This window comes from Oceanobacillus sp. FSL W7-1304 (genome assembly GCF_037969805.1).
In the GTDB taxonomy this organism is placed as follows: Bacteria; Bacillota; Bacilli; order Bacillales; family Amphibacillaceae; genus Oceanobacillus; species Oceanobacillus profundus.
The window spans coordinates 3965164-3991696 of sequence record NZ_CP150211.1; the positions used below are offsets into that span (position 1 = coordinate 3965164).

Genomic DNA, 26533 nt, shown 5'->3' on the forward strand with positions numbered 1-26533 from the left:
GTCGAAGTGATTGGGAGAGCAATCGAAAGCAATAATTGATGCAGATTCTCAAGTTTATATGAGAAAACGAAATGGAACAATCAAAAGATGGAGTAAGCTGCTTCTCAGAAGTAAGACAGGAACAGTAGGACTTCTCATTGTGTTCTTTATAACCCTCGTAGCTGTTTTTGCACCAATACTTGCACCGCATGATCCAAATGCTATTAATCCGGGGGGATTGCATGTACCGCCTTCATGGATGGAAGGGGGAAGCGCAGAACATTTACTTGGAACAGATAATCTAGGGAGAGATATTTTAAGCCGAATAATTTACGGTTCTCAAGTATCATTGCTTGTCGGGATTGCGGCAGTTCTATTATCTGGAATAATTGGTGTCTGTATCGGATTAATTGCCGGGTTTTACGGTGGGCTTTTAGATAATATTTTAATGCGCTTTGTAGATTCATTTCTCGCCATACCAACCATTCTTTTTTCACTCGTCTTTTTAGCCGTTTTTGGACCGAGTATTATCACGCTGATTATTGTGCTTGGTTTAACAAATTGGACATCGTATGCAAGACTGGTGCGCGGTGAAGTTCTATCGATAAAGGAAAGAGATTTTGTAAGGGCGGCCAGGTCCATTGGTGTGAAAAATAATAAGATTATAATAAGACATCTGCTGCCTAATGTTATCTCAACATTTATTGTTATTTCAACATTGAGTGTAGCGTCAACGATTATCTTAGAATCGTCTTTAAGTTTTCTAGGGTTGGGTATACAGCCCCCGACCGTATCATGGGGTACGGTTTTAAGTGATGGAAGGGATTACTTAGCTACAAGCTGGTGGTTGGCGACCTTTCCAGGCATTGCGATAACCATAACGGTTCTCGGTATTATCTTTTTAGGTGATTGGCTCCGTGATGTGCTGGACCCCCGAACAAAATAGACGCCGATAAGGAGGAATAACAATGAAGGAACCGTTCATTCACATTAAAAATCTGAGGACCTATTTTCATACAGAAGATGGAACTGTGCCCGCGGTTGATGATGTATCCTTATCGATTAACAAAGGGGAAATACTTGCAATTGTAGGTGAATCAGGATCCGGAAAAAGTGTAACCTCACTATCACTGATGCGTTTGATTGATCCGCCAGGTCGAATTGAATCTGGAGAAATCCTCTTTGAAGGCCATAATCTAGTAGACTATTCTATGAAAAAAATGCGAGCAATTCGTGGCAATAAAATAGCTATGATCTTCCAAGAACCGCTAACCTCATTAAATCCAGTATTTACAGTGGGAAATCAAATTTCAGAATCTATTATCGAGCATCAACATAAAAGTAAAAAAGAAGCAAAGCAGCTGACGATTGAGATGCTGACAAAGGTTGGCATCCCACGGCCTGATAGAGTGTTTCATTCCTATCCGCATGCTTTAAGCGGTGGAATGCGACAACGAGTAATGATTGCAATGGCATTATCCTGTAACCCCGAATTATTAATTGCAGATGAACCAACAACGGCACTTGATGTTACCATACAAGCTCAGATACTTCATTTAATGAAAGAATTAATTATTGAATTCGAAACATCAATTCTGCTGATTACACATGATTTAGGTGTTGTAGCTGAGATGGCGGATCGAGTTATCGTTATGTATGGTGGTCAAATTGTTGAAGAAACAGATGTCTTTACGTTATTTAAGCATCCGAAACATCCGTATACGAAGGGACTTCTCTCCAGTACACCAAAAGTGCATGAATTAAAAGAAGAACTAGTACCTATTCCTGGCTCTGTGCCAAATCCAATTGATTATCCAATCGGCTGCCGATTCGCAGACCGTTGTGCTTTGGTTATGGAAACCTGCAGAACGGTTCATCCAGAATTAATCGAGGTCAAACCCGGGCATTTGGTTAGATGCTGGCTACATGAAAGAAAGGGGGAAGGAACTTGACAGGGAAAGGGCATTTACTTGAAGTGAGAGGATTAAAGAAATCTTTTGAAGTTAAAAGTGGCTTTTTAAAAAGAAATAAAAACGATTTAAAAGCAGTAAATGATGTTAGCTTTTTTATCGATGCGGGGGAAACACTCGGTATTGTTGGAGAATCAGGGTGTGGTAAATCGACAACGGGTAATATGATTGTTCAGTTATTAGAACCAACCGCAGGAGAGATTTATTTTGAAGGCGAGGATATAACGAAACTAAAAGGGGAAGCATTGCGAAAGAAACGATCAGACATTCAGATTATTTTCCAGGATCCTTATTCCTCCCTTAATCCACGAATGCGTGTATTTGATTTAATAGCAGAACCAATTCGAACACATCAAACAATATCGAAAAAAGTACTTGAAAAACGCGTGCTAGAATTAATGAAGGTTGTCGGACTGAATCCTTCCTATGCAAATCGTTATCCACATGAATTTAGCGGAGGTCAGAGACAACGTATTGGTATTGCACGAGCTATTGCCTTGAATCCGAAGTTAATTGTGTGCGATGAACCTGTATCTGCGCTTGATGTATCCATTCAATCCCAAATTTTAAATCTACTTGTAAAACTTCAGAAGGAACTTCAAATTACGTATCTTTTTATTGCACATGGTCTTCCTGTTGTGAAACATATTAGTGATCGTATCGCTGTCATGTATTTAGGGAAAATTGTTGAGTTAACAACAAAAGAGAATCTATTTAAAAAGCCGATGCATCCATATACTAAGGGGCTCTTAGCAGCTATTCCTGTGCCAGACCCCACACAGCGGGATTTGAAAGAACATAGAGTATTAATAAAAGGAGATATCCCAAACGCCGTTCATCCACCTTCAGGTTGTGTTTTTCATCCACGCTGTCCGTATGCTACAGAACTTTGTGCACAAGAGGAGCCATTATTTGAAGAAAAAGAATCCGGACATTTCGCAGCGTGTCACTATCCCTTAAGGGAGGATAAGGGGATTGTCTATCTAAGGGAAGGAAATCATCATGGAGAAGTACATTTTGAATCAAAAAAAGGAGATGCTCGATTTAATTGAACAATTAGTTAACATTGATAGTGGATCGTATTATAAAAAAGGTATTGATAGAGTAGCAGAAATATTGATAAAGCAATTTAGAGAGATGAGTTTTCAGGTTACGATAAAGAAGAATAAGCGATACGGAAATAATGTTGTCATAGAATACGAGAAAAATAAAGAAACTGATATTTTACTTGTTGCACATATGGATACTGTTTTTCCAGAAGGGACTGTAAGTGAGCGCCCTTTTACCATTAAGGGAACCCGTGCATATGGACCAGGTGTTATTGATATGAAGTCAAGTCTAGTAACACTATTATATGCAATAAAAGCACTCCATCATCAGCATAACAATGCGTATAAAAATGTAACGATTATTTTAAATAGTGATGAAGAAATTGGTTCACCAACGTCTAGAAAACTAATTGAGGAAGTTTCTGCTACGAAAAAATATGCACTTATTATGGAACCCGCACGAAAAGATGGTTCCATTGTCTCGGAAAGACGCGGAGGTGGAAAATATATTTTATCTGTGAAAGGAAAAGCAGCACATTCCGGAGTTTCTCCAGAAGAAGGGAAAAGTGCGATAGAAGAACTTGCTCATAAAATTATCAAACTTCAACAGCTGAATAATGCGCAAAAGGGAATATCGATTAATGTTGGTATGATTGAAGGTGGAAATGCAGTAAATGTTGTACCATCTGAAGCAAAAGGCATGGTAGATGTGCGAATTACAAGTAGTGATCAAGCTAAGTATGTAAGGAAGAGAATTGAAGAGATCTGCGCTAAACCTGATATAAAAGGTACTAATATTACGTTGAAAGGTGGAATTAATCGGCTTCCTCTTGAATTAAATAAAGCAAACAAGAAACTTTTACAGGTGATTCAAGATGCTGCAGACTCAATCGGAATTGAATTGAAAGCTGTTCATACTGGAGGTGGCTCTGATGCATCATTCCCCGCTAATTTAGGAGTAGCAACAATGGATGGGCTAGGACCTGTTGGTGGGGGGCTCCATAATGAGGATGAATATTTAGAGATAGATTCTTTAACGGAAAGATGCTTCTTATTGGCAGAGACGATTTCACGGCTCTCCGAATAAATAAGCAGCAGAATTTTAAGGAACATCTAAGCAATTTACTCATACGATAATATCAATATGGTGATTAGGAGGGAATTATGAGTTCATACTTAATGGAAGTGCAGAAATGGTATCAGGAAAATAAGGGTCAACTTGAACGCGATTTGTCTCATTTTGAAGGACAAACAAAGGAAGTGCTTGCTAGCATATTAAATCACTTTGAACACGTGTTTACAGATGCAGAGCGAGAAACTATAGATGAACAGTATATCTCTAAATTAGTTGAACAAGTTTATGCATTGTATGAGCAAAAAGAAGTGTTTGTGCAAGCAGAGAAAAGGCAGTCATTTGTTCCGATAGGTGGACATCATTTGCCGCCGCTTCCATACCCTTATGACGCATTAGAGCCGTATATCGCAAAGGAAATTATGTATTTACACCATGATAAACATCATCAAAGTTATGTGGATGGATTAAATAAAGCAGAAATTAAAATGGAAGAAGCAAGACAAACAGGTGATTTTGACCTCATTAAACATTGGGAGCGAGAGGCTGCTTTTAATGGTGCTGGGCATTATTTGCATACGATATTTTGGGAGATTATGGCACCTGATGCGGGAGGGCAACCAGAAGGAGAATTACTCCAAGCAATCGAGCGTGACTTTGGCAGTTTTGAACAGTTTAAGGAGCACTTTACTCAAGCAGCAGACCAAGTAGAAGGTGGAGGCTGGGCGATGCTTGTTTGGGCACCACGTTCAGGAAGAATGGAAATTTTACAAGCAGAGAAGCACCAAAATCTTTCCCAGCAAGATATGATTCCTTTATTAGTACTAGATGTATGGGAGCATGCTTACTATTTACAATATTTAAATGAGAAAAAGGATTATGTTGACGCGTGGTGGAACGTCGTCAATTGGCCAGCAGTTGCAGATCGATATCATAAAGCAAAAACGTTGCGCTGGAAATTGGCTTAGTAGAAGAAAAGCATAAAAATATCAACAGGATTACAATCAATCTCTGTTGATATTTTATTTTGCTTGTATCATTTTACGCTTCCTTGTTCAAATAGAAAATACGCGTAGCTCGCTGGACGGTTCCATCCTTATCTGCAGCCTCAAATGTCACAACATGAAAATGCTCGGTCAAAGGTTCTGTCAGTTTGAAGGATAGTGTAGCAGAATTATTATCGTACTCCGGTTCATAGGCAACTCCATCGACAATTACTCGGAAATCCAGCGTTTCAATTGTATTTGCTGGACCATCAATAGTTGCTTCTAAAGTTGGCGTTGTTTCTTCGATCATTTCACCCATTCTATATTCCGGATTTATTTCGAAATCTAACCCTTTTGCATATGGATTGCTAGTTGCAGCTTTTTCAACTTCTAACAATAAACGAAGCGTATTTTTTCCAAGGATTTTTTCAATCTCCTCATCAGAATACCCTCTGTTTTGTAATTCATCCGTAATTTTATAAAGCTCGGTTGCATCTTGTAAGTCTGAAGGCATATCCGAACCGTCAAAGTCAGAACCTATTGCAACGTGATCAATCCCAATTAAATTAACAGCATAATCAATGTGATCAACGATATCGGTAACATAGGCGGATGGTTTATCCGTTAAAAATACTGGATAAAAGACGATACCAACAACACCACCATTTTCAGCAAGGGCGATTAGCTGCTCATCTGTTAGGTTGCGCTGGTGATTTCTTAGCGCTTTGACACCAGAGTGTGTTGCCATAATAGGAGCATTGGTGACTTCTAATACGTCCCAAAACGTGTTTTCTGACATATGAGATACATCAATAACCATGCCTAGCTTATTCATTTCTGTTGCAACCTGAGCACCAAGCTTCGTTAAGCCACCATTTGAAGGAGTTCTTGCTGGGTCTCCATATATTTTATTCGCACCTTCACCGAGTGCATTGGAATAGTTCCAATTAAAACCAATCGCTTTAATACCAAGGTCGTAATATTGATGGAGTAATTCAATTGCATTATGCTCTTCTAAAGAATAGGCACCTTCAATTGTAGGGACGGCTGCAATTTTACCTGCTTTTATTGTTTTCCAAATATCAAATGTTGTCTTGGCAATTTGAAAATGGTCCTGATTATTTTCCTCCATCCAATAAAGTGCATGAATTAATGCGAGTGTACGACTAATACTACGAGGATTATTATCATAATATCCCTCTGTGAATGCTGCGAAAAATCCTACATTTATACCACCTTCCTCAAGCTTCGGTATATCAGCATGAAGGGAAGTATTTTCACCAATATCGACTTCTGGGAGCCATGTGCTCTCGTTAAGTACATTCATCATCGTATCGATATGACTATCAGCGATTGTTGCTGTTTTATGTATACTATCCGTATTTTCTAGAGATTCGTGCTTTAATTGGATAGGAAAATTATCAAGTGTACCTAATGTAGTAGGGAAAGTTAATAGCATTGTAATGAGTAGCCAAAATAGAGAAATAGGCATGATCGAATCTCCTTTCATAGATTTGAACAAGGCAACATAATTTATCAAAATTCAAGTTACAGCATAGAAAAAGTCTATTAAAGTGCGTGTTCAAAAAGGAGGATAAAAAGGACCGAGGTCGGCTAAGGTCGAAACGTCCCTTTGTGACGCCGACACTAACACGTCCTGGGCGTCGAAGTTCCTTATCATGTTTACCGGACTTTTTCAACAACCTCTTAAATAGAATTAATTTCATTGTACAGAAAATGTGGATGACTGTCACTTATCGGTAATTGCCAATTATTTAGCAGTTCGTTGTATCTAATGCGTTTTGAAAAATATATTGTTTTTTGAAATAAATCTACAGGATGGTGATCTTATAATAAAACTTTCATCATTAAAATATTTAAAATTCGAAGTGCTAAATACCTAAATTTTTGGAAAGTTTTAGCTTTTACTGTTGAATTTTTGTTACTTTTTTCCTATAATGGGGATTAGATGGAAATATATAAAATTTAAAATTTTGCTGTTATATACTAACAGGGGGAAAAGAGGCGAAGGAATGGAGAATGTAAAGAAATTTTATTTAGAGGAGATTTTTGAAGAGAATCGTAGTAGGTTTCATTTTCATCTGTATAGACTTAGAAACTATGATACCTACGTTAATAAAGGAATAGAGAATACATTAGCATTACAGCCAGAGCAAGGTGTCCTGTCTACATACTTCAATATTATAATTCGTAAGCATATTTTCGAATTACTTCAGCTTAAATCAATCAACCAACATAAAATAAAACTTCTTCCAGTCGCAACCATAGAATCAAACTCACCAGTTACATATCCTGACAATAGTGCTTCCTTATGGGAGTATTATGAGAACAATTTAACTGTAAATCAGTGGAAATGGGTTTACCTATCGTTATATTTAAATTTGCCGATAAAGGAAATTGCAGAACAAGAGGGAGTTACCATTGAAGCGGTAATGAATTGGGGCAGAGACTTTAATATAAGCTTGCAGCGTATCATAGATGGTGAGGCATGATTTCGAATCTATTCCTGGTGGGGAACTTATTAAAATTACTTTAAAAACCTAATAAAAAGGTTAGCTCTATCCTTTAAATTAATGATAAAGCTAACCTTTATTCCAACAAATACTACCACTATTTTTTAAATTTGCTTCTCCTGCTTTTTGCTCTAAGTTTTGCCATTAAATCAGACGATTGTTGTGCAGCTTCCTCTGTGTTAGAAATGTTAATTCTCTTTATTTTATATGTAGTACGATTTTTTTCAAGATCAAAGACGGTATTGATTTTACTCCCAGCGGGAAGCTCACTTTCGTTTACAATATATTCTTCTTTCGTATCTTGAAGTAAAATTACTGCTTTGTCTCCCTCAAATCGATCTAGTATTCCTCTCATATGTTTCCCTCCCTGTTAATCCATACAAGCCAGATCTTGTTCCTTTATGTCTGCCATTCTAGCTGGTCCTATTCCTTGGATACGACTTAAGTCATCTAATGCATTAAATGGTCTTAAATCTATTAATTCTGCAGCTCGCTCTGGGCCAATATGGATGATTGCTTGAACTTCAGAAATAGTAGCGGTGTTCAAATTGATACAAGAATTATCAGCTGCCGTTTCTGCATTTGCACCTGGATCTTGCTCAGAACTATTTGAAGTATTGGAATCTGTTGTTGTTTCTTCCTTGTTTGTTTCAATATGAAAATTTTCTCCATCAGATGTGACTACAATTGTTCCATCTTTATCCGTTCCGTACAGTTCAACTCCAGCATCTTTAATATGTGAAACTACATCTTGACTAGGGTGTCCATAGAGATTATTTACACCCGCACTATAGATTGCAACTACTGGATCAACTGCATGAATAAAAGCATGGTCACTTGATGTGTTGGATCCGTGGTGACCGAGATGCAGAATATCCGCTCCTATATCGATTCCACTGCTCAGGATGTTTCGTTCGTCACTTTTTCCAGCATCACCTGTAAATAAAAACTTCGTGCTACCATATGTAAACAGTAATGAAATGGATTCTTCGTTTGATTTTCCGGTAATTGTTTCAGGGTAAAGTACTGTGATTTCTAGTGGACCGATTTCATATTCCTCATTAGCCCTTGGCTCGTGATAATCTGCCTCACTATTAATAACGGCTTCGACACCACGCATGAAGGTTTGAGAGGAGCTCTCATTTCCTGACATCCAAACCTCACCAACATCAAAATCTTGAACGACATCATCCAATTGACCGATATGATCAGCATCTGGGTGACTGACAACGACAAGGTCAATTGTAGAAACATCCTGTGCCTTTAGGTAATTTACAACCTCATCGCCTTTCCAATCTCCTGTATCAAAAAGGATTGTATACGACTTATCTTGATCGGAATATTGGAAGAGCGTGGCATCTGCTTGGCCAACATCAATGTAATGAACTTTTAAATCGGAAAGGGAGGAGGTTTCATTTGATCCTGTATCCACATTTTTCTCCATAAGCGAAGCAGACCGTTCATCATTTGTGTTGTTTGCAATGGATAAAGGTTCTGTTAGATCACTAGTCTGCCCACAAGCAGTTAAAAAGATGATGAAAATCAAAGTTAGTATAAATCTTCTATTCAATTGTTAACCTCCAAAAAGTATTTTCACAGATAAGGGTATCAAAAAGGAGCAGTAAAATCTATGAAACTATAGGGGGAAAACAGATAGCGTATGTTAATCGGATAAAAAATTTAATGGGGTAATCAACCGTGTTGAAAATAATCAAGCTGTAATATTGCTCAAGGAATTAAAAAAAGAGATGATTATCTCCAAAAATCTTCTGCCATCTGAAATCGAAGCCAGTATGTGGCTCTGATTTACATTTAGTACGATTAAAACTAATGAAGTCCATGAATGGGTAATGATTAAGAAATTAAGGCACCTATTGCACCTGCATATGCTCCTTTATCAAGAAAAATTGCTTCATAGGATAGCTTATCTTGAAAACTGCTTAATACCTTTTTAAAAAGAGTATTACCATTTAATGTACTGCCAATAAAAATGATGGTGCTTATGTCTTTTTGGATTGCAACTTGACTAGCAAGTGATATCGTAATTTCTCCAATTAATTGAATAAGTGCAGCCATATGATCTGCTTTTGAGGCTGTTTTATTGAGATTAGCTTTACCAAAATTAGCAGCAGTAAGATCTCCAAAAATAGGAGGCTCATTTGGTGTATAAATATCCCTCACTAATAAATCACTGTTTTCATGATTTCCCTTCTCAGCTAATGCAATAAGTTTTAGAAAACTGCTTTTTCCTGTAATTAATGAACCAAGACCCATTAATGTTCCTCCAGCAACACCGCTTCCAGCAAGGCGCTCAAACTTATGCTTTGTTACATGGAATATTGATGTACCAGTACCGATATTTACAACGAGATAATCCTCTTCCTTTTGTTGCTTTTCTAGGCTTAGTAAATAGCGCGTTCCCTCAATGAGGGATTGGAATTCATCTAAAACACGGATGTTTTGGCTTAGCTGGTGAGAAATCAACTTACGTTTTCCTCCAGTTACATGTAATGTAGCATGAGGAGAAATGAATTGTAACCATTGAAGCAGCTCATTTTTTTCTTGGATGGGATATGTCTTCACGTGAAGCTTTCCATGTTCTTCATAGGCTATTTTTATTAGCGTTCCTCCAGCATCAATTCCGATTCTGTCCATTATATAATCCCTCGCTTTGTTCTTGTCTTTCTAATAGCATCTCGTAAATGATTAGTTTTGTAAGTAAGATGATTGTTCAATGAAATAAAGAACAACAGGAGTGGTTTAACCAATCCATTCTTTATTATACTTAATCATCTCATCTATCTGCATTTGCGTCAGTGGTTCTTTACTTGAAAGCAATTCTAGGTGGTATTTATGTGCTTTCAGCGTTTTTTCAACATTACATGTATGTTTGGCTTGGAGCATTTTCGGTTTATACAATTCATAAATCGTTTTACCGATTTCAATAATATATTCATTTTCTGTCGTATCCAGTATTGCATAATGGAATGTTAAATCAATTTCTACTAAGTCTTCAATAGAAATATCAGATGCTAGCGTTTCTTTCTGGGATTCATAGACCTGTCTGATCTTTGCAATTTTTTCTTCTGACCAATTTGATTTAATGACATTCATCATTAAAACTTCAAAGTGTTGTCTGAACTCTATCAGTTTATCTAGGCTTTCATTGAGTAATAGCAAACTGAATATCAATGGGTTGAGAGAATCGCTCGTAGGCTGTTTTGTGATAAACATGCCTTCTCCCCGTTTAATTTGCACAATCCCGATTGCCTCCAGTGTCTTAATAGCTTCCCTGATGGGTGTTCTGCTTACACCAAATTGCTCAACCAGCTCCTCTTCAGTTGGTAGTTTATCACCAGGTTTTAACGTACCATTTAATAAATGGGCTTTTATCTGCGCGACAATCTCTGCTGATCGTTTATTTGCTGAACTTAGTTTTGAAAAAGGCTCCATCTTATTCACTCCGGTTTATTATTATTTAATATATTCAGATTTAGATGCGATTTTCTAAAGACTTGTTTAAATATGATATCTGCAAATCCCGATAGATAAAAATAACAAGCTGGGTTCACTCTTGGAAGTATAATGAATTTTTTGATTTTTGTATTTACAATGTTTTGGTTTTATTATACCATATACATAATACGTATGATGTACTGAAGAATGGAGCTGAAAGAAATGAAATACTTTAACATCGCCTCAATTCCAGGTGACGGTATTGGCCCTGATGTTATGCATGAAGGGTATAAGGTATTAAAAGCCCTGGAAAATTTACATGGTGGAATAGTGTTTGAGCGAAACGAATTCGATTGGAATTGTAAGCGTTATCTAGAGACGGGCAAGATGATGCCGGATGATGGTTTAGAGATCCTTAAAGACTATGATGCTATTCTATTTGGTGCGGTAGGAGCACCGGAAGTTCCAGACCATATTTCGGTGTGGGAGCTTATATTGCCAATTCGCAGAGCCTTTCAGCAATATGTAAATTTACGGCCGATTAAGCTATTGAAAGGGATTGAAAGCCCACTGCGTTATAAGTCGGTGGAAGATATCGATTTTACGGTGATTCGGGAAAATACAGAAGGTGAATATTCAAATAGCGGTGGGAAGCTTCATGAGAATACGCCTCACGAAACAGTGATTCAAAACAGTGTTTTCACAAGGTATGGAACAGAACGGATTGTTAAATATGCATTTGAATATGCAAAACAAAAGGGAAGGAGCAAGCTTTCCGTTGCGACAAAATCAAATGCTATGAATTATTCGATGCCGTTTTGGGATGACATCGTCCGTGAAATTGCGAAGGGATATCCATCTATTCCGTTCCATTTATATCATATAGATGCATTGGCTGCCTTTTTTGTCTTAAAGCCAGAAGAATTTGAAGTGGTCGTTGCCAGTAATTTATTTGGCGATATATTAACAGACTTAGGTGCAGCGATTGCAGGTGGTATTGGTATTGCACCATCTGGAAATATCAATCCGGAAGGTACGTATCCATCTATGTTTGAACCAATACACGGATCCGCACCAGATATTGCAGGCAAAGGAATTGCTAATCCCGTTGCACAAATTTGGAGTATCAGTTTGATGTTAGATCATTTCGGTTATATCGATTTAGCTGAGAAGGTTGTACAAGCAATTGAAAGTGTGTTAGTTGAGGGTGATAACATAACACCAGATTTAGGTGGGAATGCATCAACAGCTGAGATGGGAGACAAGATTGTTAATAAAATTCTAGAGGGGTGAACGTGTGAAACAGAAGGAAAAAGTATTTATCGTTACAGGTGCTGGAGGAGGTATGGGTAATGAAGTCGTCTCTACATTACTTTCTGAAGGAGCATTTGTTGTTGGAATTGATATTTCTTTAGAAGGTATGGCACACATTACGCATAATAATTTCCGACAAGAAGAAGTAAATCTTTTAGACAGTAATCGGATTAAGGAAGTGTTTAAACAGATTTTTGAAACATATGGGAAAATAGATGGACTTGTGAATCTGGCGGGGATAGCTCAATCATCAACTCCAATTGAGGATGTTTCTTTAGATTTTTGGAATAAAATCATTGGCATTAATGCTACCTCGATTTTTTTAACATGTAAGGAAGCTGTATCCTATATGAAAAAGCAAGAGGGAGGAGCAATTATAAATGTTGGCTCTGTTTCTGTGGCAAGACCAAGACCCGGTCTTCAATCATATATCGCAACAAAGGGTGCTGTAGAAGCTTTCTCAAGAGCGCTCGCAATTGAAGTTGCCCAAGATAAAATTCGTGTTAATGTACTGCATCCAGGACCAGCGGAAACACAAATGCTTGTGCAATTTCCATCTGAGAAGGACCAAGAAAATGGATTAACACTAGATGATTTTAAAATGAGTGTACCATTAGGTGAACTGATTAAACCGACTGATATTGCGGAAGCGATTAGCTATCTGTTATCAGATGGAGCAAAGATGGTTACTGGGACAACACTCCATGTGGATGGTGGAAGAAGTTTATAGGAAGGGGTAAATAAATGGATAAGATAAAAATGCTGATTAATGGGGAATGGGTTGGAGCTGGAGAAGACGAATGGCTTCCAGTATATAATCCATCAACAGGTGAAAAGCTAGCAGAAATTGTGAATGCGACGGAGAAGCAAATTGATACTGCTGTAGAAGTTGCGCGTGAAGCTTTTGAAAGTAAGGAATGGAAGTCATTTAAACCGTATGAGCGTGGACAGTTGTTAATGGAGCTCGCAACCTATATTCGCGAAAATAAAGATAAGTTAAGTGAGTTGGAATGTCTAGATGTTGGAAAACCGATGACACAAGCAAGGAATGATATCGAAGCAGCTGCAAGATATTTTGAATTCTATGCTGGAGCGGCAGATAAGTTAATGGGGGATAGCATTCCGATTGAAGATGGACTTCTTGATGTAACTGTACTTGAGCCGATGGGAGTGACCGCCCATATAATACCTTGGAACTATCCGATTCAAATTATGTCCAGAAGTGTAGCTGCTGCAATTGCAACAGGTAATGCTGTTATTGTAAAAAGTGCGGAGGATACACCATTGACAGCAAATGCTCTGGCGAAATGGTTCGCTCAATGTAAGTTGCCAAAAGGAATTTTTCAACATGTTACAGGTCTTGGTTCAACTGCAGGCAGCCATCTGGTTTCCCATGAAGGTGTCGATCAAATTACATTCACTGGCTCTGTAAAAACGGGAATTACTGTTATGAAGGCTGCTGCTGAAAGTGTCACTCCAGTAACACTTGAACTAGGAGGGAAATCTCCGAACATCGTGTTTCAGGATGCGGATTTAGAAAAAGCGGCAGAGGGTGTTAAGAATGCAATTGTTCAAAATGCAGGTCAGACATGTTCAGCTGGCTCAAGATTACTTGTGCACTCATCAATTAAAGAGACGTTTGTTAATCAATTGGCAGAAAAATTTGCTGCATTAAAAGTTGGTCGGGGAATAAACGATCCAGACATTGGACCAATTTTAAATAAACGTCAATATGAGAAGATATTGTCTTACTTGGAAATAGGCAAAAAAGAAGGAAAAATTCTTACTGGGGGAGAACCGGTTAAAGTTGAAGATACAAGTGGCTATTATATTCAACCAACCATTATTGACGGTCTGGAGCATAATAGTACATTGGCACAGGAGGAAATTTTTGGACCGGTTCTTACTGTTTTTACCTTTGAGGATATAGAAGAAGCAATTGCACTTGCAAATCAGACGGAATATGGTTTAGTAACAGGAATTTGGACTTCAAATATTGATACAGCTCATTATACAGCTCAGGGAGTCAAGTCCGGCCAAGTATTTGTAAATAATTATGGTGCTGGTGGCGGAGTTCAAATGCCATTTGGAGGCTATAAAAAAAGCGGAATAGGAAGAGAAAAAGGATTTGAAGCATTGAAGAATTATGTTCAAATTAAAAATATTGCCGTGAAATATAATATGTAAAGAAGGGATGGTTCTTATGCGAGAAGTTGCATAAAAACCATCCCTTTATTTTAGTGTAAGAAAGCATAAAATGTGGATGTAGTATTTCTTTTACCGGAACAGCCACGTCCAGCTCCAGCGCCTAGAGAGACTTCCCTCACCTCCGTACGATAAAGAAGACTTGCCGACTGGCTAAGACATGAGACCTAGTCGCACTTATACCCTTGCGGTGAAAGTCAACATCGGCATACCCCTGAAGGGACATGTTTCCTTTATCTCCTCCGTAGGAATGTTCGACTGTCGAACCGCCCCAGAGTTCGGGGCGCAGTCCGTACGTCGCTAACCGGGCGCTTCCGCTTTTGAGCTTTATTTTGAACGAGGATCCATTAAATCCCTTAATGCGTTGCTTAATAGGTATAACCCCAATACGAGTAATGTGATTGCCCCACCAGGTGCATACGTATACCAAGGAGAGTTGATTAAGTAGCTTTGAGCATCCTTTAACATTCTTCCCCAGCTTGGATCAGGAGGCTGTACGCCTAACCCTAAATAACTGAGTGCTGCTTCTGCTAACATGGCAATTGCAAAGGCAATTGATAGAGCTACAATAATTTGCGAAGAAATGTTTGGTAAAATATGCTTAAACATTATTTTGTAGTTTTTCACTCCGATTAGCTTGGCTGCAGTCACATATTCTGCTTCTTTTTGCTGTACAAAGCCACTCCGTGTTACCCTAGCGATACTTGGAACAGCAATGATGCCAAGTGCAATAGAAGTGTTAATTATTCCTGGACCAAAAACAGCAACAAGCATTAAAGCCAAAATAATCCCTGGGAAAGCCATGAGAGCATCCATTATTCTCATGAACACTTCATCTAGCCATCCACCTGCATAGCCAGCAATTCCTCCAATTAATACACCGAAGAACCCGCCGATCGCAATTGTCAGTATACCTACTAAAAACGCTGTTTGACTGCCTTTTAAAATCCTGCTAAAAATATCACGGCCAAATTCATCTGTCCCAAAGATATGTGTTGTGCTTGGCTCTTTTAGCTTATTCGGAATATCCATTGAATTAACATCGTAAGGAGTATAGAAAAAACTTACAATTAAAATACCGATAAAGGCCAGCAGTATACCCGATCCCAATAGGAGATTGATATTTTTTTTATGTTTTTGCATGGTTTACACTCCCTAACGTAACCGGATTCTTGGATCAACGACAGAATATAAAATGTCCACAAGAAAGTTGATACATACAACGGCAACAGTTATATACATAACGATTCCTTGTACGAGTGGAAAATCCCGATTGCTTATCGATGTGATTAACAATTGACCTATTCCAGGCAAAGCAAAGACTTGTTCAACGATAATTGTCCCTGCTACAATTTCGGCAGTGATCAATCCGAAAATAGTGAGAATCGGGATCATTGCATTTTTCAAGATATGTTTATAAACAACGATTTTCTCTGGTAACCCTTTACTTCGAATCGTTCTTACATAATCAAGCTGCACCTGCTCTAAAATCGACGTCCGAACATATCGGAATTTAACAGCAACCTGTGGAATAGCAATTGTTAGTGCAGGTAATAGCAGTGTACTTAATGCACCCTGAATACTTTCAGTCCATGGAATATATCCATTAATTCGGAAAAAGTCTACATTCATCCCGATATAGAGAATAAAAATCATTCCGAGCCAGAAGGAGGGGACCGCCATCCCCAATTGGGTCACAGATGATAAAACGACATCACTAGCTTTATTTTTTCGGCGAGCTGCGAAAATCCCTAGCGGAAGTGCAACAAGTAAAACGATTAGTAATGCTATACTTGCTACAGATAATGTCACGGGTAACCGTTCCATTAGTAATGTACTGACTGGCATTGAAAAACGGATTGAATTCCCTAAATCACCAGTGAACAGTCCCTTAATCCAAGTGAAGTACTGTTCATACAAAGGACGGTCTAGACCTAACTCGCTTCTTAAATTTTCAATTTGCGTCTCATCCGCCTCAGTTCCGAGCATTGTTCGAATTGGATCACCTGGTAATACTTGAAAGACTGCAAACGTAATGACCGACACTAGTGCTACCGTTATAAAAAGTAAAATGATGCGACGAAGATAAAAGAACATAGTACCAGCCCTTCACTATTCGAATTTAACTTCTTTCATATCATGGAACCAGAATGGATAACTTTTTAGACCTGTAATATTATTCGTAGATCCCCACAGAATTTGATAATCAGCAATATAAACAGCCGGTACTTGTTCATTTAAAATTTCCTGAGCACGTTGATAGTATTCAATCTGCTTATCCCGATTTGATTCCAATAGCACATCTGACATGACTTGGTCAAATTCCTCATTATCGAAGAGGAAGAAATTCTCCGCATCGTTTTCTGAAATGTAGTCATTAAGAACCTCATAAGCAGATGGACGTCCTGTTAAATCAATGGTTGTCATTTCATAATCCCGACCGGAGTAAACACGCTCTAACCAAATTCCCCATTCAACTACCTCAATCTCAACATCAATTCCAATTTCTTTTAAGTTCTCAACTGCAATCTGAGCAATACTGGAGTATATATCATTATGTGAAGATACGGTTATTTTTGTTGAAAATCCATTGGGGTAACCAGCCTCTGCAAGAAGTTCCTTTGCTTTTTCTACATCACGGTTATAAACCTCCTGAAGTCCGTCTAAGTAATAATCTCCCATAGCAGGGCTCATATTTGACCCAATTGGCGTTGCATAGCCAGAGAATACAGAATCAATAATATCCTGCTTATTTATTGCATAGTTAATTGCTTGTCGAACCTTTACATCATTAAATGGTTCTTTATCACCATTAAATGTAATAATTAAGCTAGAATTGTTATTTTGATGTGAAACATTATAGTTACCTTCTACTTCAGAAACACGATGTCCAGGAATCCCTGTTAGATTAACCTCATTTGCTAATAGGTTCATTACAGCTGCTTGGTCATCAGATTGAAAGATAAAATTTACTTTTTCTAAATATGGCAAGCCTTCTTGCCAATATCCCTCATGTTTTTTCAGTTCCAAACTTGATCCAGGTGAATAGTTCACAAAGGCGAAAGGTCCTGTACCAATTGGATTTTCATTATGCTTCCCATCATTACTTTTTGGTATAATCGCTGATTGTAATGCGGTTAATGAGTATAGAAAGTTCGAGTTTGGTTCTTTTAATGTCATAACAAAGGTTGTGTCATCCAGTGTGTCAATGGAATCAACATTATCAAAGTTATTGGATAATTTTTCTCCACCAGCTAGTCCCATTAAACGCTCAAATGTATACATAATATCGTCAATTGTTAAATCTTCACCGTTATGAAAAGTAATCCCTTCACGGATTTTAAAGGTATACGTTAAACCATCATCAGATACTTCATAGCTCTCTGCAACCCCTTCAGTTAAGGAGCCGTCTTGTTCTGGAATAAATAACCCTTCGAACATATTTAAAATCATTTGGAAGGAAATTGATGCTGTTGCATGGTGTGGATCTAAAAAGTCTGGATCGTCATTGATACGAACGCGAATTTCCTGTGCTTGTGACGACGATTGTCCATTTGTATCACCACTCATTGCTGTAGAACTATTATCTCCCTCTGAATTTGAACAAGCACCGATTAAAAATAGAACGCAAACCAAAACGAATGATAACCAACATTTTCTCTTTAACACTGCATTCACCCCTTTTATTTAGTAAAGATACTATAAAATTTAGCTGGAGGTATTCCTTATATCGGAAGAACCAAACCTGCAAAGCATAAAGTTCTAACGAAACTTTCTTCACTTCTGTACGTTGTTAACCAGATATTTCTATTTTTCTCTCTTGTAAACTAGTATAACTTTCCATATGATTAATAGATTCTGCTGCTTTAACAGCTTTTACAATTGCCTGTTCCATTGATTCAGCTGCAAGTGCACCTAAGTAATCCACTGGATATTTCTTCGTTCCTGTTCCCAACACAAAAATAGTATCGCCATCAAACATTGTGTGAACAGGGAATATTGTTCGTGCTAAAGCATTTTGTGTAAGGCTAGCAATCTTCTTAGCCTCAGCTTTTGTTAGTTTTGCATTCATTGCAACAACTCCAATGGTTGTGTTTGCTCCTGGCTGGGCTTGATGTGTCTGGTTCTGTTTTATGTAGTCGTTACAATTGATGAATATAGACGCATCGGGGTCCCAAGCTCCGGCAAGTATTGTATTTGTATCCGGATTTTTGATATCTCCCACGGCATTTACAGAAACAATTGCTCCGACAATTAAATCAGAAGCACCCGCAAGGGATGAACTACCTAACCCTGATTTCATTGCCTTTTCAGGACCAGCTAGTTTTCCCACTGTTGCTCCACAGCCGGCGCCAACATTACCCAGAGGAAAATCCCCAACTCTAGCTTTTTTAGCAGATTCATAGCCCATTTGGAGATTAGGTCGAACGTTGGAATCTCCAATATTAAGATCAAAAATAACAGCACTTGGAACAATTGGCACTTTTGCAACGCCAACGTTAAATCCAATATTTTCCTTCTCTAAATACTGCATAACCCCAGACGCTGCTTCTAAACCGTAAGCACTCCCGCCAGCTAAGCAAATTGCATGCACTTCTTGAATTGCATTAATGGGATCAAGTGCATCCGTTTCTCTTGTGCCTGGAGCAGAACCACGGACATCCACACCGCAACTAGCGCCGTACTCAGCTATAATGGAGGTACAACCAGTTAATGCGTCTATATCCTCTACATTGCCTACTTTGATACCGGGAACATCTGTGATATTGTGATATTTCAGCAAATTCATCACCCTTAAACTTCAATTGTATGATATGGATCATTTTCTTTTGTTTCTTCTTTCTTATATAAAAAGCATGCTACTTGCTGCTCTGCATTGATGTCCTGTAGTTGTGGGCGTTTCTCTCTGCATATATCCATTGCGAACGGACACCTCGTGTGAAAAGCACAGCCAACTGGTGGATCTACTGGACTTGGCAATTCACCAGAAATCATAATTTCTTCTCGTTTATTCTCAAAATCAACAACAGGTATAGACGAGAGCAGTGCTTTTGTATAAGGATGCAGTGGGTTCTTATAAATAGATTCCTTCGTCCCTATTTCTACAATTCTTCCTAAATACATGACAGCTACTCGATCACTGATGTGTTTGATGACACTTAAATCATGGGAGATAAATAAGTAAGTTAAGTGAAACTCATCCTGTAAATCCATCATCAGATTCAAAACTTGAGATTGAATGGAAACATCAAGAGCACTTACTGGTTCATCTGCAATGATAAATTTTGGGTTAATAGCAAGTGCTCGAGCAATGCCAATACGTTGGCGCTGGCCTCCCGAAAATTCGTGGGGGAACTTTTTTAATGCTTCCTCCGATAAACCAACCTTTTCAATCAATTCTTTTATTCTGCTTTTTCTTTCTGATTTTGATAATCTTGTATGCATTTTAATCGGTTCTTCAATGATTTCCTCAATTCTCATTCTGGGATTGAGTGATCCAAAGGGGTCTTGAAATATCACTTGCATCTGATTTCGAATTACCTGCAATTCCTTTGGTTTTAAGTTTTCAATATGCTGACCTTCGAAAATAATTTCACCCTCGGTTGGCTCAACCAGCCTTAAAATTGTACGGCCAAATGTGGATTTTCCAGATCCGGATTCTCCAACAATACCGAGTGTTTCTCCCTTATAAACGGTAAGTGAGATATCATCAACTGCTTTTAATACCGGCTTTTTTCCAATTTTATTTGCCTTCACTGGAAAATAAGTTTTTAAGTTAAATACTTCCAGTAATACTTCTTGTTTTTTCGTCAACTGCTTGTCCTCCTTTCGCGTGCTGGAAGAAAGTATAAAATATGACTGAATTACTTCATGTACCGGAATAGCCTAGTCCGGCTCCAGCGCCCAGCGACTAGCGAGACTTCCCTCACCTCCGTACGATACAGAAGACTTGCCGACTGGCCGTGCCAGAGGCTTAGTCGCACTTATACCCTTGTGGTGAAAGTCAACATCAACTCCAAGTAAAAGGATGGCCGACTAAAATCAGGCTAAAGCCTAACATCGGCATACCCCTTACGGGGGCATGTTTCCTTTATCTCCTCCGGTTCAGTCCAGTCCGTACGTCGCTATCCGGGCGCTTCCGCTTTTGTTCACATGGAGGTGGCAACGGACCTGATGTCCATCTGATATACTGTCTAATGCTGGAGCAACCTCTTTGCAAATATCCATTGCAAACTCGCATCTGTCAGCAAAGCGACAGCCTTTTGGAAATTTATGTGCAGGGGGAACGTTTCCAGGAATGGAAGGTAATCTTCGCATATTTTGTTCCAAGCTCGGAATTGTTCGAAGCAGGGCTGCTGTGTACGGATGTTTTGGATTTAAAAATAATTCTTTAACTTGCGCTTCCTCAACAATCTGACCACCATACATGACTAACACGCGATCAGCAGTTTCTGCTACAACCCCCATGTCGTGCGTGATTAATAAAATTGAAGAATTAAACGTGTCTTTCATTTTAAGCATTAATTTTAGAATTTGTGCTTGAACAGTTACATCTAGGGCAGTTGTTGGCTCATCAGCAATGAGCAATTTTGGATTATTCGACATTGCAATGGCAATCATGACGCGTTGGCGCATTCCACCGGATAACTGATGAGGATATTCGTGTAATACTTTTTCTGGATTTGCAATCCCAACAAGTTTTAATAACTCCAGTGCACGTTGTTTCGCTTCTTTTTTAGAGATACGTTGATGGTATATAATAGATTCTATCAACTGGTTTTCGATCCGAAAGACAGGGTCGAGGGATGTCATGGGTTCTTGGAAAATCATGCCGATGTCCTCACCACGAACCTTTCTCATTCTTTTTTCAGTGTAGCTAAGTAAATCCTGCCCATCCAGTTCAATCGAACCACCTACTATCTTCCCAGGTGGAATGGGAATTAGTCGCATAATGGAAAGAGAAGTAACACTTTTTCCGCTACCTGATTCGCCAACTAATGCTACCGTTTCTCCCTTATTTATGAAAAAACTAACACCATCAACTGCCTTTGCAATTTTATTGTGGCCAACTTCAAAATTAACTTTTAGATCCTTTACTTCGAGAAGTTTCTCTGTCCCTAGTTGTTTCATACTACCACCTCATTCATTTAAGAATTGCAACGCAGCGTCTGTTTAAATATGACTTTTCGAAACATTAGCCCCAAAAACAAATTAAATAATATTCAGATATTATTATATAAGATAAATGATATAGATGTAAATTTCAATAGCTATATGTGTATCCTTTATTTACCGCATGCACTATTTTCGCTAATCTACTAGCCTAAAGAAGAATACTGATATTTTTTGAAAACGTTACCATTTTATGGTATTTGAACATTAATTCTAAATATTTGGATATATGAATTATAGTGGATAATTACAGTTGCTTCATTAGACATTTTGTAAAGTGTGCAGCGATATGTATTGACCTTTTGTATGATGTTTGTTTTAAATAGTTTAGTACTAAAACCTTCGTCAAAACTTGATCATACTTTAGTTCGAACATAAAAAAATTGAAACCTATTGCGAGTCTTTATCGTAATAGTATAATGGTAGGAGAATGATTTTATTTAATAATTGACTTTAATGGTAGTTCAAAAAGTCTGGGGAGAATGACATGACCTTTTTGAACTTGTATAGAGGAATTTCGAATAGGAGTTGATGGATTTGAGGGCGTTTTTACAATTTATTATTCAATCCATGCTTGGTTTTACTGGTACGATATTAACATGGCTTGTTAGCTTTTTCGCTTTTAGTCAAACCTTTTTATTATCAAGTTTGATCGCATTAGGGGGAGGTATTGTATTTTTCATTACTTCCAAGCAAATTTTGGATTATCGGTATGTGAAAAGAAATGGGTTGACAAGAAGAGAATACAAATTTATCGAAACAAACTTAAAAGAAGCAAAGCAAAAGATTTCCCGTTTGCAAAAAGCGTTATTTCGTGTTCGCTCACTGCAGGATGCCAAACGAAATTTGGAAATTGCCCGTACAGCTCAAAAAATATATATAAATGCAAAGCGGGATCCTAATCGTTTTTATCAAGCAGAAGGATTTTTCTATAATCATTTGGACTCTCTTGTAGAGCTAGCAGAAAAATACGCTTTTTTGGCAACACAGCCTGCTAAAACCAGAGAAATGGAAAGCTCGCTAAGACAAACACGTCAAACAATTACAACGCTTGGAGAAACGATAAAAAAAGATTTACATGTTATGCTTAATGATGATATGGATACGTTACAATTCGAACTTGATGTTGCAAAGCAGTCCATTCATCGGATGAATAAGAACAACAAGGGGATGATGAAATGAGTGAACACAATCAACATAAAGCTTCACAAGCAATTGATGATATATTAGCAAACCCATTTGGGGGAGAGTCTAAATACTCCTCATCAGAAACTTTAGCACAGCAAAATGCAGACAAGCCTGAGAAGTTGATTCATACGTTATCGAAAGAAAATCAAGCAAGAGCAATACAATTGGCAGAACAAATTGATCCGAAAAATAACGGGTCGATTGCACAATATGGAACAGAGGCACAATCAAAACTATTGAATTTTTCGCATGGAATGCTAGAGCACGTGCAAAAACAGGATGTTGGCGAGATCGGTTCCATTTTAAGTGATTTAATGAAGAAGCTTGAGCAAGTTAATCCAGACGAGCTTCGACCAGAAAAACGTGGCTTGCTTTCTCGAATGTTTGGTAAAATTTCTGGTACGGTAAATGAGATTTTATCAAAATATCAAAAGACAGGTGCTCAAATCGATCGTATTCGAGTGAAACTAGATCGAAGCAAGGATGCATTGATTACTGATAATGGCATGCTGGAACAGCTTTTTGATCAAAACAGAGATTATTATGACGCATTGAATATATATATTGCCGCCGGTGAAGTAAAGCTGGAAGAACTGGAAACCAAATTAATTCCGGAATTAAAGCAAAAAGCAGAAATTAATCAAAGCCAAATGGATTTTCAAGAAGTGAATGATCTCATGCAATTTGCTGATCGTTTGGAGAAACGGACGCATGATTTAAAATTAAGCAGACAAATTACGATGCAAACTGCTCCGCAAATTCGTTTGATTCAAAATACAAATCAAGCACTTGTTGAAAAAATTCAATCATCTATCTTAACAGCTATTCCGTTATGGAAAAATCAAGTTGCGATTGCATTAACGCTGTTACGTCAGCGCAACGCGGTAGAAGCGCAAAAACAAGTATCGAAAACAACGAATGAACTTTTGCTGAAAAATGCGGAAATGTTAAAAACAAATACGATTGAAACAGCCAAAGAGAATGAACGCGGACTTGTTGATATTGATACGTTGAAGCAGACACAGGAGCATTTAGTTTCTACGATTGAAGAAACGATTCAAATTCAAACAGAAGGACGTGCGAAGCGCAATCAAGCAGAGCAAGAGTTGATTGGCATGGAGGAAGAACTAAAGCAGAAGTTATTAGAATTGCGATAACACATTTGTGAGCTGGAGAACCCTCAATTGCGTTAAATCCTTTAAATAAAGCTGTTGGTTTTAATCAAAATCAACAGCTTTTGTTTGGGAAATATTGGATGATATATAGAAAAACCGTTTTTAGATATCCTGAATCTTTAATTTAGTTCTGAAAAAACCTATCTAACAATTATTTCTCTTTGGGGACATGATTAAATACTTCTCCGCTATCAAAAAACTCCACTAAACGATGAAGCCAGTCATAATAGTTTAACCATTCTTTTGTTTCACTTAACAAATCATTAATTTTTGCTTCTGTTTCTTCATTTATTGTTTCGTTTTCAAGGAGGTTTGCTAATTCGGCAGATAACTTTTTACCAACTAACCTATTCCGCTTAATTGCACGCTGCCAACCGGATGTAAATAAAGAAATAAAGGTCTGGTAATAATCCTGCTCCACATTATAAATGTCTTTGCGAACCCCTTTTTCAAATACCTTCTCGGCAATATTATGATCGACCATTTCACGAACGACTTGACTCATTCTCGTTTTGCTCATTCCAGTAGCTTCAGATAGTTCGTCCAATGTCATCGGATTTCGATTAATATATATGATGCCTAGCACCCTGCCCACAGTTGTAGAAATCCCATACATCCGCATATTATCCGCGATATTTTCAATAAATTTATCTTCAATTTGCATCATTTTTAAAGATGCCTTTTCTTCCAATAGGCTCACCTACCAATTATCAACTTTATTAAGCCACTTTACCACAGAATGTTAAAAAATTAAACTCTAATAATAGAGTGTAAAATAGAGTAAATGTAAGGATACATTAGAAAAGTTTAGCTTATACTAATTATAATCTTATTGTATATAAAAAGTTTACATTTTATCCAGTTTGTAAAATTATTATTTTAGATATTGAATCACTGTTAGAATATCTACATCTAGGTTTCCTCATTTTTGAAATATATACATGCTCATGATAGGTAATTGAAAGTGAGTTATCTTCTGCTGTGAGCATAGAATTTATAATTTCTTGATGGGAATAATTAGTTCAAAAGTTATCAAAAATACGTTTTGTGCTATAATAATAAAATCTTTCTTCATTTCATTCGATAATTGACAATCAATCTGGGGTATTTCAACATAGGAGTGTGACATCATGACAGATAAAAATAGAGGTCATCATGTGATGACAGAGAAAGACAAGAAAAGCAGGAGAAATTCGTTAATTGGTGCTGCTTTTCTAATGGCTACATCAGCAGTTGGGCCAGGTTTTTTAACACAAACAGCGTATTTTACAGAAGCACTATTGGCAAGTTTCGGCTTTGTTATTTTAGCTTCGATCATATTAGATATCGGTGCGCAGTTAAATGTCTGGAGAATAATTACGGTTTCGAAGATGCGTGGTCAGGAGATTGCCAATGCAGTTTTACCTGGCTTAGGCTTCGTTGTAGCAATATTTATTGTAATTGGTGGAATTGCCTTCAATATTGGAAATATTGGTGGATCAGGTCTAGGTATTAATGCAATGCTAGGAATCGATCCGAGAATTGGTGCTGTCATTACGGCGGGAATTGCTATTTTTGTGTTTTTATCAAAAGAAGCAGGAGCTGCTATGGATCAAATTGTAAAATGGCTTGGGGCATTGCTTATTATCCTTATTGCTTATGTAATGTTTGTGAGTCAACCACCGGTTGGTGAAGCAATTTACCGATCCTTTGTTCCTTTGGAGCTTGATGTATACGCAATTATCACAATTGTTGGTGGTACAGTTGGAGGATACATAACATTCTCTGGTGGGCATCGATTATTAGATGCGGGTATTTCTGGGAAGGAAAGTATTCCTGAAGTAAATCGAACATCCGTCATGGGAATTCTAATTGCTTCTGCGATTCGAATTTTACTGTTTTTAGCAGTACTTGGGGTAGTTTCAGCCGGTGTATCTTTAGATCCGGATAATCCTGCTGCAACTGTATTTCAATATGCTGCAGGTGAATTTGGCTATCGTATGTTTGGTCTTGTACTCTGGGTTGCGGCAATTACCTCAGTTATTGGTGCAGCATACACATCTGTATCATTTTTACGCACATTCCACGAAAAAATTGATCAATATTATCGTTATTGGATAATTGGGTTTATATTATTATCAACCCTCATTTTTGTGTTTATTGGCCAAGCTGTTACATTGCTCGTGTTTGCTGGTGCTGTAAATGGTTTAATTTTACCATTGACATTAGGGTCTATTCTGCTTGCTGCACATAATACAAAAATTGTCGGTGATTATAAACATCCTGTCTGGTTGACTGTTTTTGGTATAATTATAGTAGTGCTGACAACGTTCCTTGGAATTAGAACACTAATTCAAACATTGCCGCAACTTTTCTAATGTTGCGCAGTAATATTTTTTAAGATATAACTTTGTTTTTTATATATAATAGTGCGTGTTCAAAAAGGAGGATAG

At 37.7% G+C, this 26533-nt stretch carries 24 protein-coding genes; 12 read left to right on the forward strand and 12 right to left on the reverse strand.

What is annotated here, in order from left to right; translation table 11 throughout:
• Positions 1-58: 58 nt before the first annotated feature.
• The 5 genes from NYE61_RS19555 (at position 59) to NYE61_RS19575 (ending at position 5038) form a co-directional block, all read left to right on the forward strand.
• Positions 59-925, forward strand: coding sequence for an ABC transporter permease (locus NYE61_RS19555; protein WP_118889850.1), 867 nt, complete (start codon positions 59-61; stop codon positions 923-925).
• A gap of 22 nt (positions 926-947) precedes the next feature.
• A complete protein-coding gene (locus NYE61_RS19560) occupies positions 948-1931 on the forward strand; it encodes an ABC transporter ATP-binding protein (RefSeq protein ID WP_095310944.1) in 984 nt (327 codons plus the stop codon).
• Positions 1928-3001 (forward strand): oligopeptide/dipeptide ABC transporter ATP-binding protein, encoded by a 1074-nt coding sequence (locus tag NYE61_RS19565; protein ID WP_303447538.1) that lies wholly within the window; start codon positions 1928-1930, stop codon positions 2999-3001. The genes NYE61_RS19560 and NYE61_RS19565 overlap by 4 nt, the downstream gene beginning before the upstream one ends.
• Positions 2967-4085 carry a M20 family metallopeptidase gene (locus NYE61_RS19570; RefSeq protein WP_339316381.1) on the forward strand — a complete coding sequence of 373 codons (1119 nt, stop codon included), beginning with the start codon at positions 2967-2969 and terminating at the stop codon, positions 4083-4085. The genes NYE61_RS19565 and NYE61_RS19570 overlap by 35 nt, the downstream gene beginning before the upstream one ends.
• Positions 4086-4162: 77 nt before the next feature.
• Positions 4163-5038: a superoxide dismutase gene (locus tag NYE61_RS19575; protein WP_303447540.1), complete on the forward strand. Its 876-nt coding sequence runs from the start codon at positions 4163-4165 to the stop codon at positions 5036-5038.
• 73 nt (positions 5039-5111) lie between these two features.
• Here NYE61_RS19575 and NYE61_RS19580 read toward each other — a convergent pair whose 3' ends face one another.
• Positions 5112-6548, reverse strand: coding sequence for a dipeptidase (locus NYE61_RS19580; RefSeq protein ID WP_303447541.1), 1437 nt, complete (start codon positions 6546-6548; stop codon positions 5112-5114).
• A 541-nt stretch (positions 6549-7089) separates the two neighbouring features.
• Between NYE61_RS19580 and NYE61_RS19585 the strand changes: the two genes are divergently transcribed.
• Positions 7090-7569, forward strand: a complete 480-nt coding sequence (locus NYE61_RS19585; RefSeq protein WP_095310934.1) for a sigma-70 family RNA polymerase sigma factor — start codon at positions 7090-7092, stop codon at positions 7567-7569.
• A gap of 118 nt (positions 7570-7687) precedes the next feature.
• On the opposite strand, the gene NYE61_RS19590 is transcribed toward NYE61_RS19585, so the two are convergent.
• The 4 genes from NYE61_RS19590 to NYE61_RS19605 form a co-directional block, all read right to left on the reverse strand.
• On the reverse strand, positions 7688-7945 hold the full coding sequence (locus NYE61_RS19590; RefSeq protein ID WP_095310932.1) for a DUF3006 domain-containing protein: 258 nt from the start codon (positions 7943-7945) through the stop codon (positions 7688-7690).
• A gap of 15 nt (positions 7946-7960) precedes the next feature.
• A complete protein-coding gene (locus tag NYE61_RS19595; RefSeq protein ID WP_251659305.1) occupies positions 7961-9160 on the reverse strand; it encodes an MBL fold metallo-hydrolase in 1200 nt (399 codons plus the stop codon).
• A 284-nt stretch (positions 9161-9444) separates the two neighbouring features.
• Positions 9445-10245, reverse strand: coding sequence for a type II pantothenate kinase (gene coaW / locus NYE61_RS19600; RefSeq protein ID WP_095310930.1), 801 nt, complete (start codon positions 10243-10245; stop codon positions 9445-9447).
• Positions 10246-10350: 105 nt separating this feature from the next.
• The gene (locus NYE61_RS19605; protein ID WP_095310928.1) at positions 10351-11043 is read right to left on the reverse strand and encodes a GntR family transcriptional regulator; all 693 of its coding nucleotides are present in this window, start codon (positions 11041-11043) and stop codon (positions 10351-10353) included.
• Positions 11044-11268: 225 nt separating this feature from the next.
• Between NYE61_RS19605 and NYE61_RS19610 the strand changes: the two genes are divergently transcribed.
• From NYE61_RS19610 to NYE61_RS19620, 3 genes are read left to right on the forward strand one after another with little or no spacing between them, the layout of a single operon-like run.
• A complete protein-coding gene (locus NYE61_RS19610; RefSeq protein ID WP_095310926.1) occupies positions 11269-12339 on the forward strand; it encodes a tartrate dehydrogenase in 1071 nt (356 codons plus the stop codon).
• Between the two features lie 4 nt (positions 12340-12343).
• A complete protein-coding gene (locus tag NYE61_RS19615; protein WP_095310924.1) occupies positions 12344-13090 on the forward strand; it encodes an SDR family oxidoreductase in 747 nt (248 codons plus the stop codon).
• Positions 13091-13104: 14 nt separating this feature from the next.
• The gene (locus tag NYE61_RS19620; protein WP_095310922.1) at positions 13105-14547 is read left to right on the forward strand and encodes an aldehyde dehydrogenase family protein; all 1443 of its coding nucleotides are present in this window, start codon (positions 13105-13107) and stop codon (positions 14545-14547) included.
• 345 nt (positions 14548-14892) lie between these two features.
• Here NYE61_RS19620 and NYE61_RS19625 read toward each other — a convergent pair whose 3' ends face one another.
• The 6 genes from NYE61_RS19625 to NYE61_RS19650 all read right to left on the reverse strand — a co-directional run bounded on the left by NYE61_RS19625 (position 14893) and on the right by NYE61_RS19650 (position 21696).
• On the reverse strand, positions 14893-15708 hold the full coding sequence (locus NYE61_RS19625; protein ID WP_095310916.1) for an ABC transporter permease: 816 nt from the start codon (positions 15706-15708) through the stop codon (positions 14893-14895).
• A 12-nt stretch (positions 15709-15720) separates the two neighbouring features.
• Positions 15721-16662, reverse strand: a complete 942-nt coding sequence (locus NYE61_RS19630) for an ABC transporter permease (protein ID WP_095310914.1) — start codon at positions 16660-16662, stop codon at positions 15721-15723.
• A gap of 15 nt (positions 16663-16677) precedes the next feature.
• Positions 16678-18135 (reverse strand): ABC transporter substrate-binding protein, encoded by a 1458-nt coding sequence (locus tag NYE61_RS19635; protein WP_095310920.1) that lies wholly within the window; start codon positions 18133-18135, stop codon positions 16678-16680.
• 223 nt (positions 18136-18358) lie between these two features.
• Positions 18359-19354 (reverse strand): P1 family peptidase, encoded by a 996-nt coding sequence (locus NYE61_RS19640; protein ID WP_303447542.1) that lies wholly within the window; start codon positions 19352-19354, stop codon positions 18359-18361.
• 5 nt (positions 19355-19359) lie between these two features.
• Positions 19360-20379 (reverse strand): dipeptide ABC transporter ATP-binding protein, encoded by a 1020-nt coding sequence (locus tag NYE61_RS19645; protein WP_303447543.1) that lies wholly within the window; start codon positions 20377-20379, stop codon positions 19360-19362.
• A gap of 291 nt (positions 20380-20670) precedes the next feature.
• Positions 20671-21696 carry an ABC transporter ATP-binding protein gene (locus NYE61_RS19650; protein WP_095310901.1) on the reverse strand — a complete coding sequence of 342 codons (1026 nt, stop codon included), beginning with the start codon at positions 21694-21696 and terminating at the stop codon, positions 20671-20673.
• 579 nt (positions 21697-22275) lie between these two features.
• Here NYE61_RS19650 and NYE61_RS19655 point away from each other — a divergent pair.
• Entirely contained in the window at positions 22276-22920 is a 645-nt protein-coding gene (locus NYE61_RS19655) for a 5-bromo-4-chloroindolyl phosphate hydrolysis family protein (protein WP_187393168.1), read from the forward strand.
• Positions 22917-24083 carry a toxic anion resistance protein gene (locus NYE61_RS19660; protein WP_095310897.1) on the forward strand — a complete coding sequence of 389 codons (1167 nt, stop codon included), beginning with the start codon at positions 22917-22919 and terminating at the stop codon, positions 24081-24083. Before NYE61_RS19655 ends, NYE61_RS19660 begins: the two co-directional genes overlap by 4 nt.
• A 169-nt stretch (positions 24084-24252) precedes the next feature.
• Here the strand turns inward: NYE61_RS19660 and NYE61_RS19665 are convergent, their stop codons facing one another.
• On the reverse strand, positions 24253-24768 hold the full coding sequence (locus NYE61_RS19665; protein WP_095310910.1) for a GbsR/MarR family transcriptional regulator: 516 nt from the start codon (positions 24766-24768) through the stop codon (positions 24253-24255).
• Positions 24769-25231: 463 nt separating this feature from the next.
• On the opposite strand from NYE61_RS19665, the gene NYE61_RS19670 reads away from it, so the two are divergent.
• On the forward strand, positions 25232-26458 hold the full coding sequence (locus NYE61_RS19670) for an NRAMP family divalent metal transporter (protein ID WP_095310895.1): 1227 nt from the start codon (positions 25232-25234) through the stop codon (positions 26456-26458).
• Positions 26459-26533 lie beyond the last annotated feature (75 nt).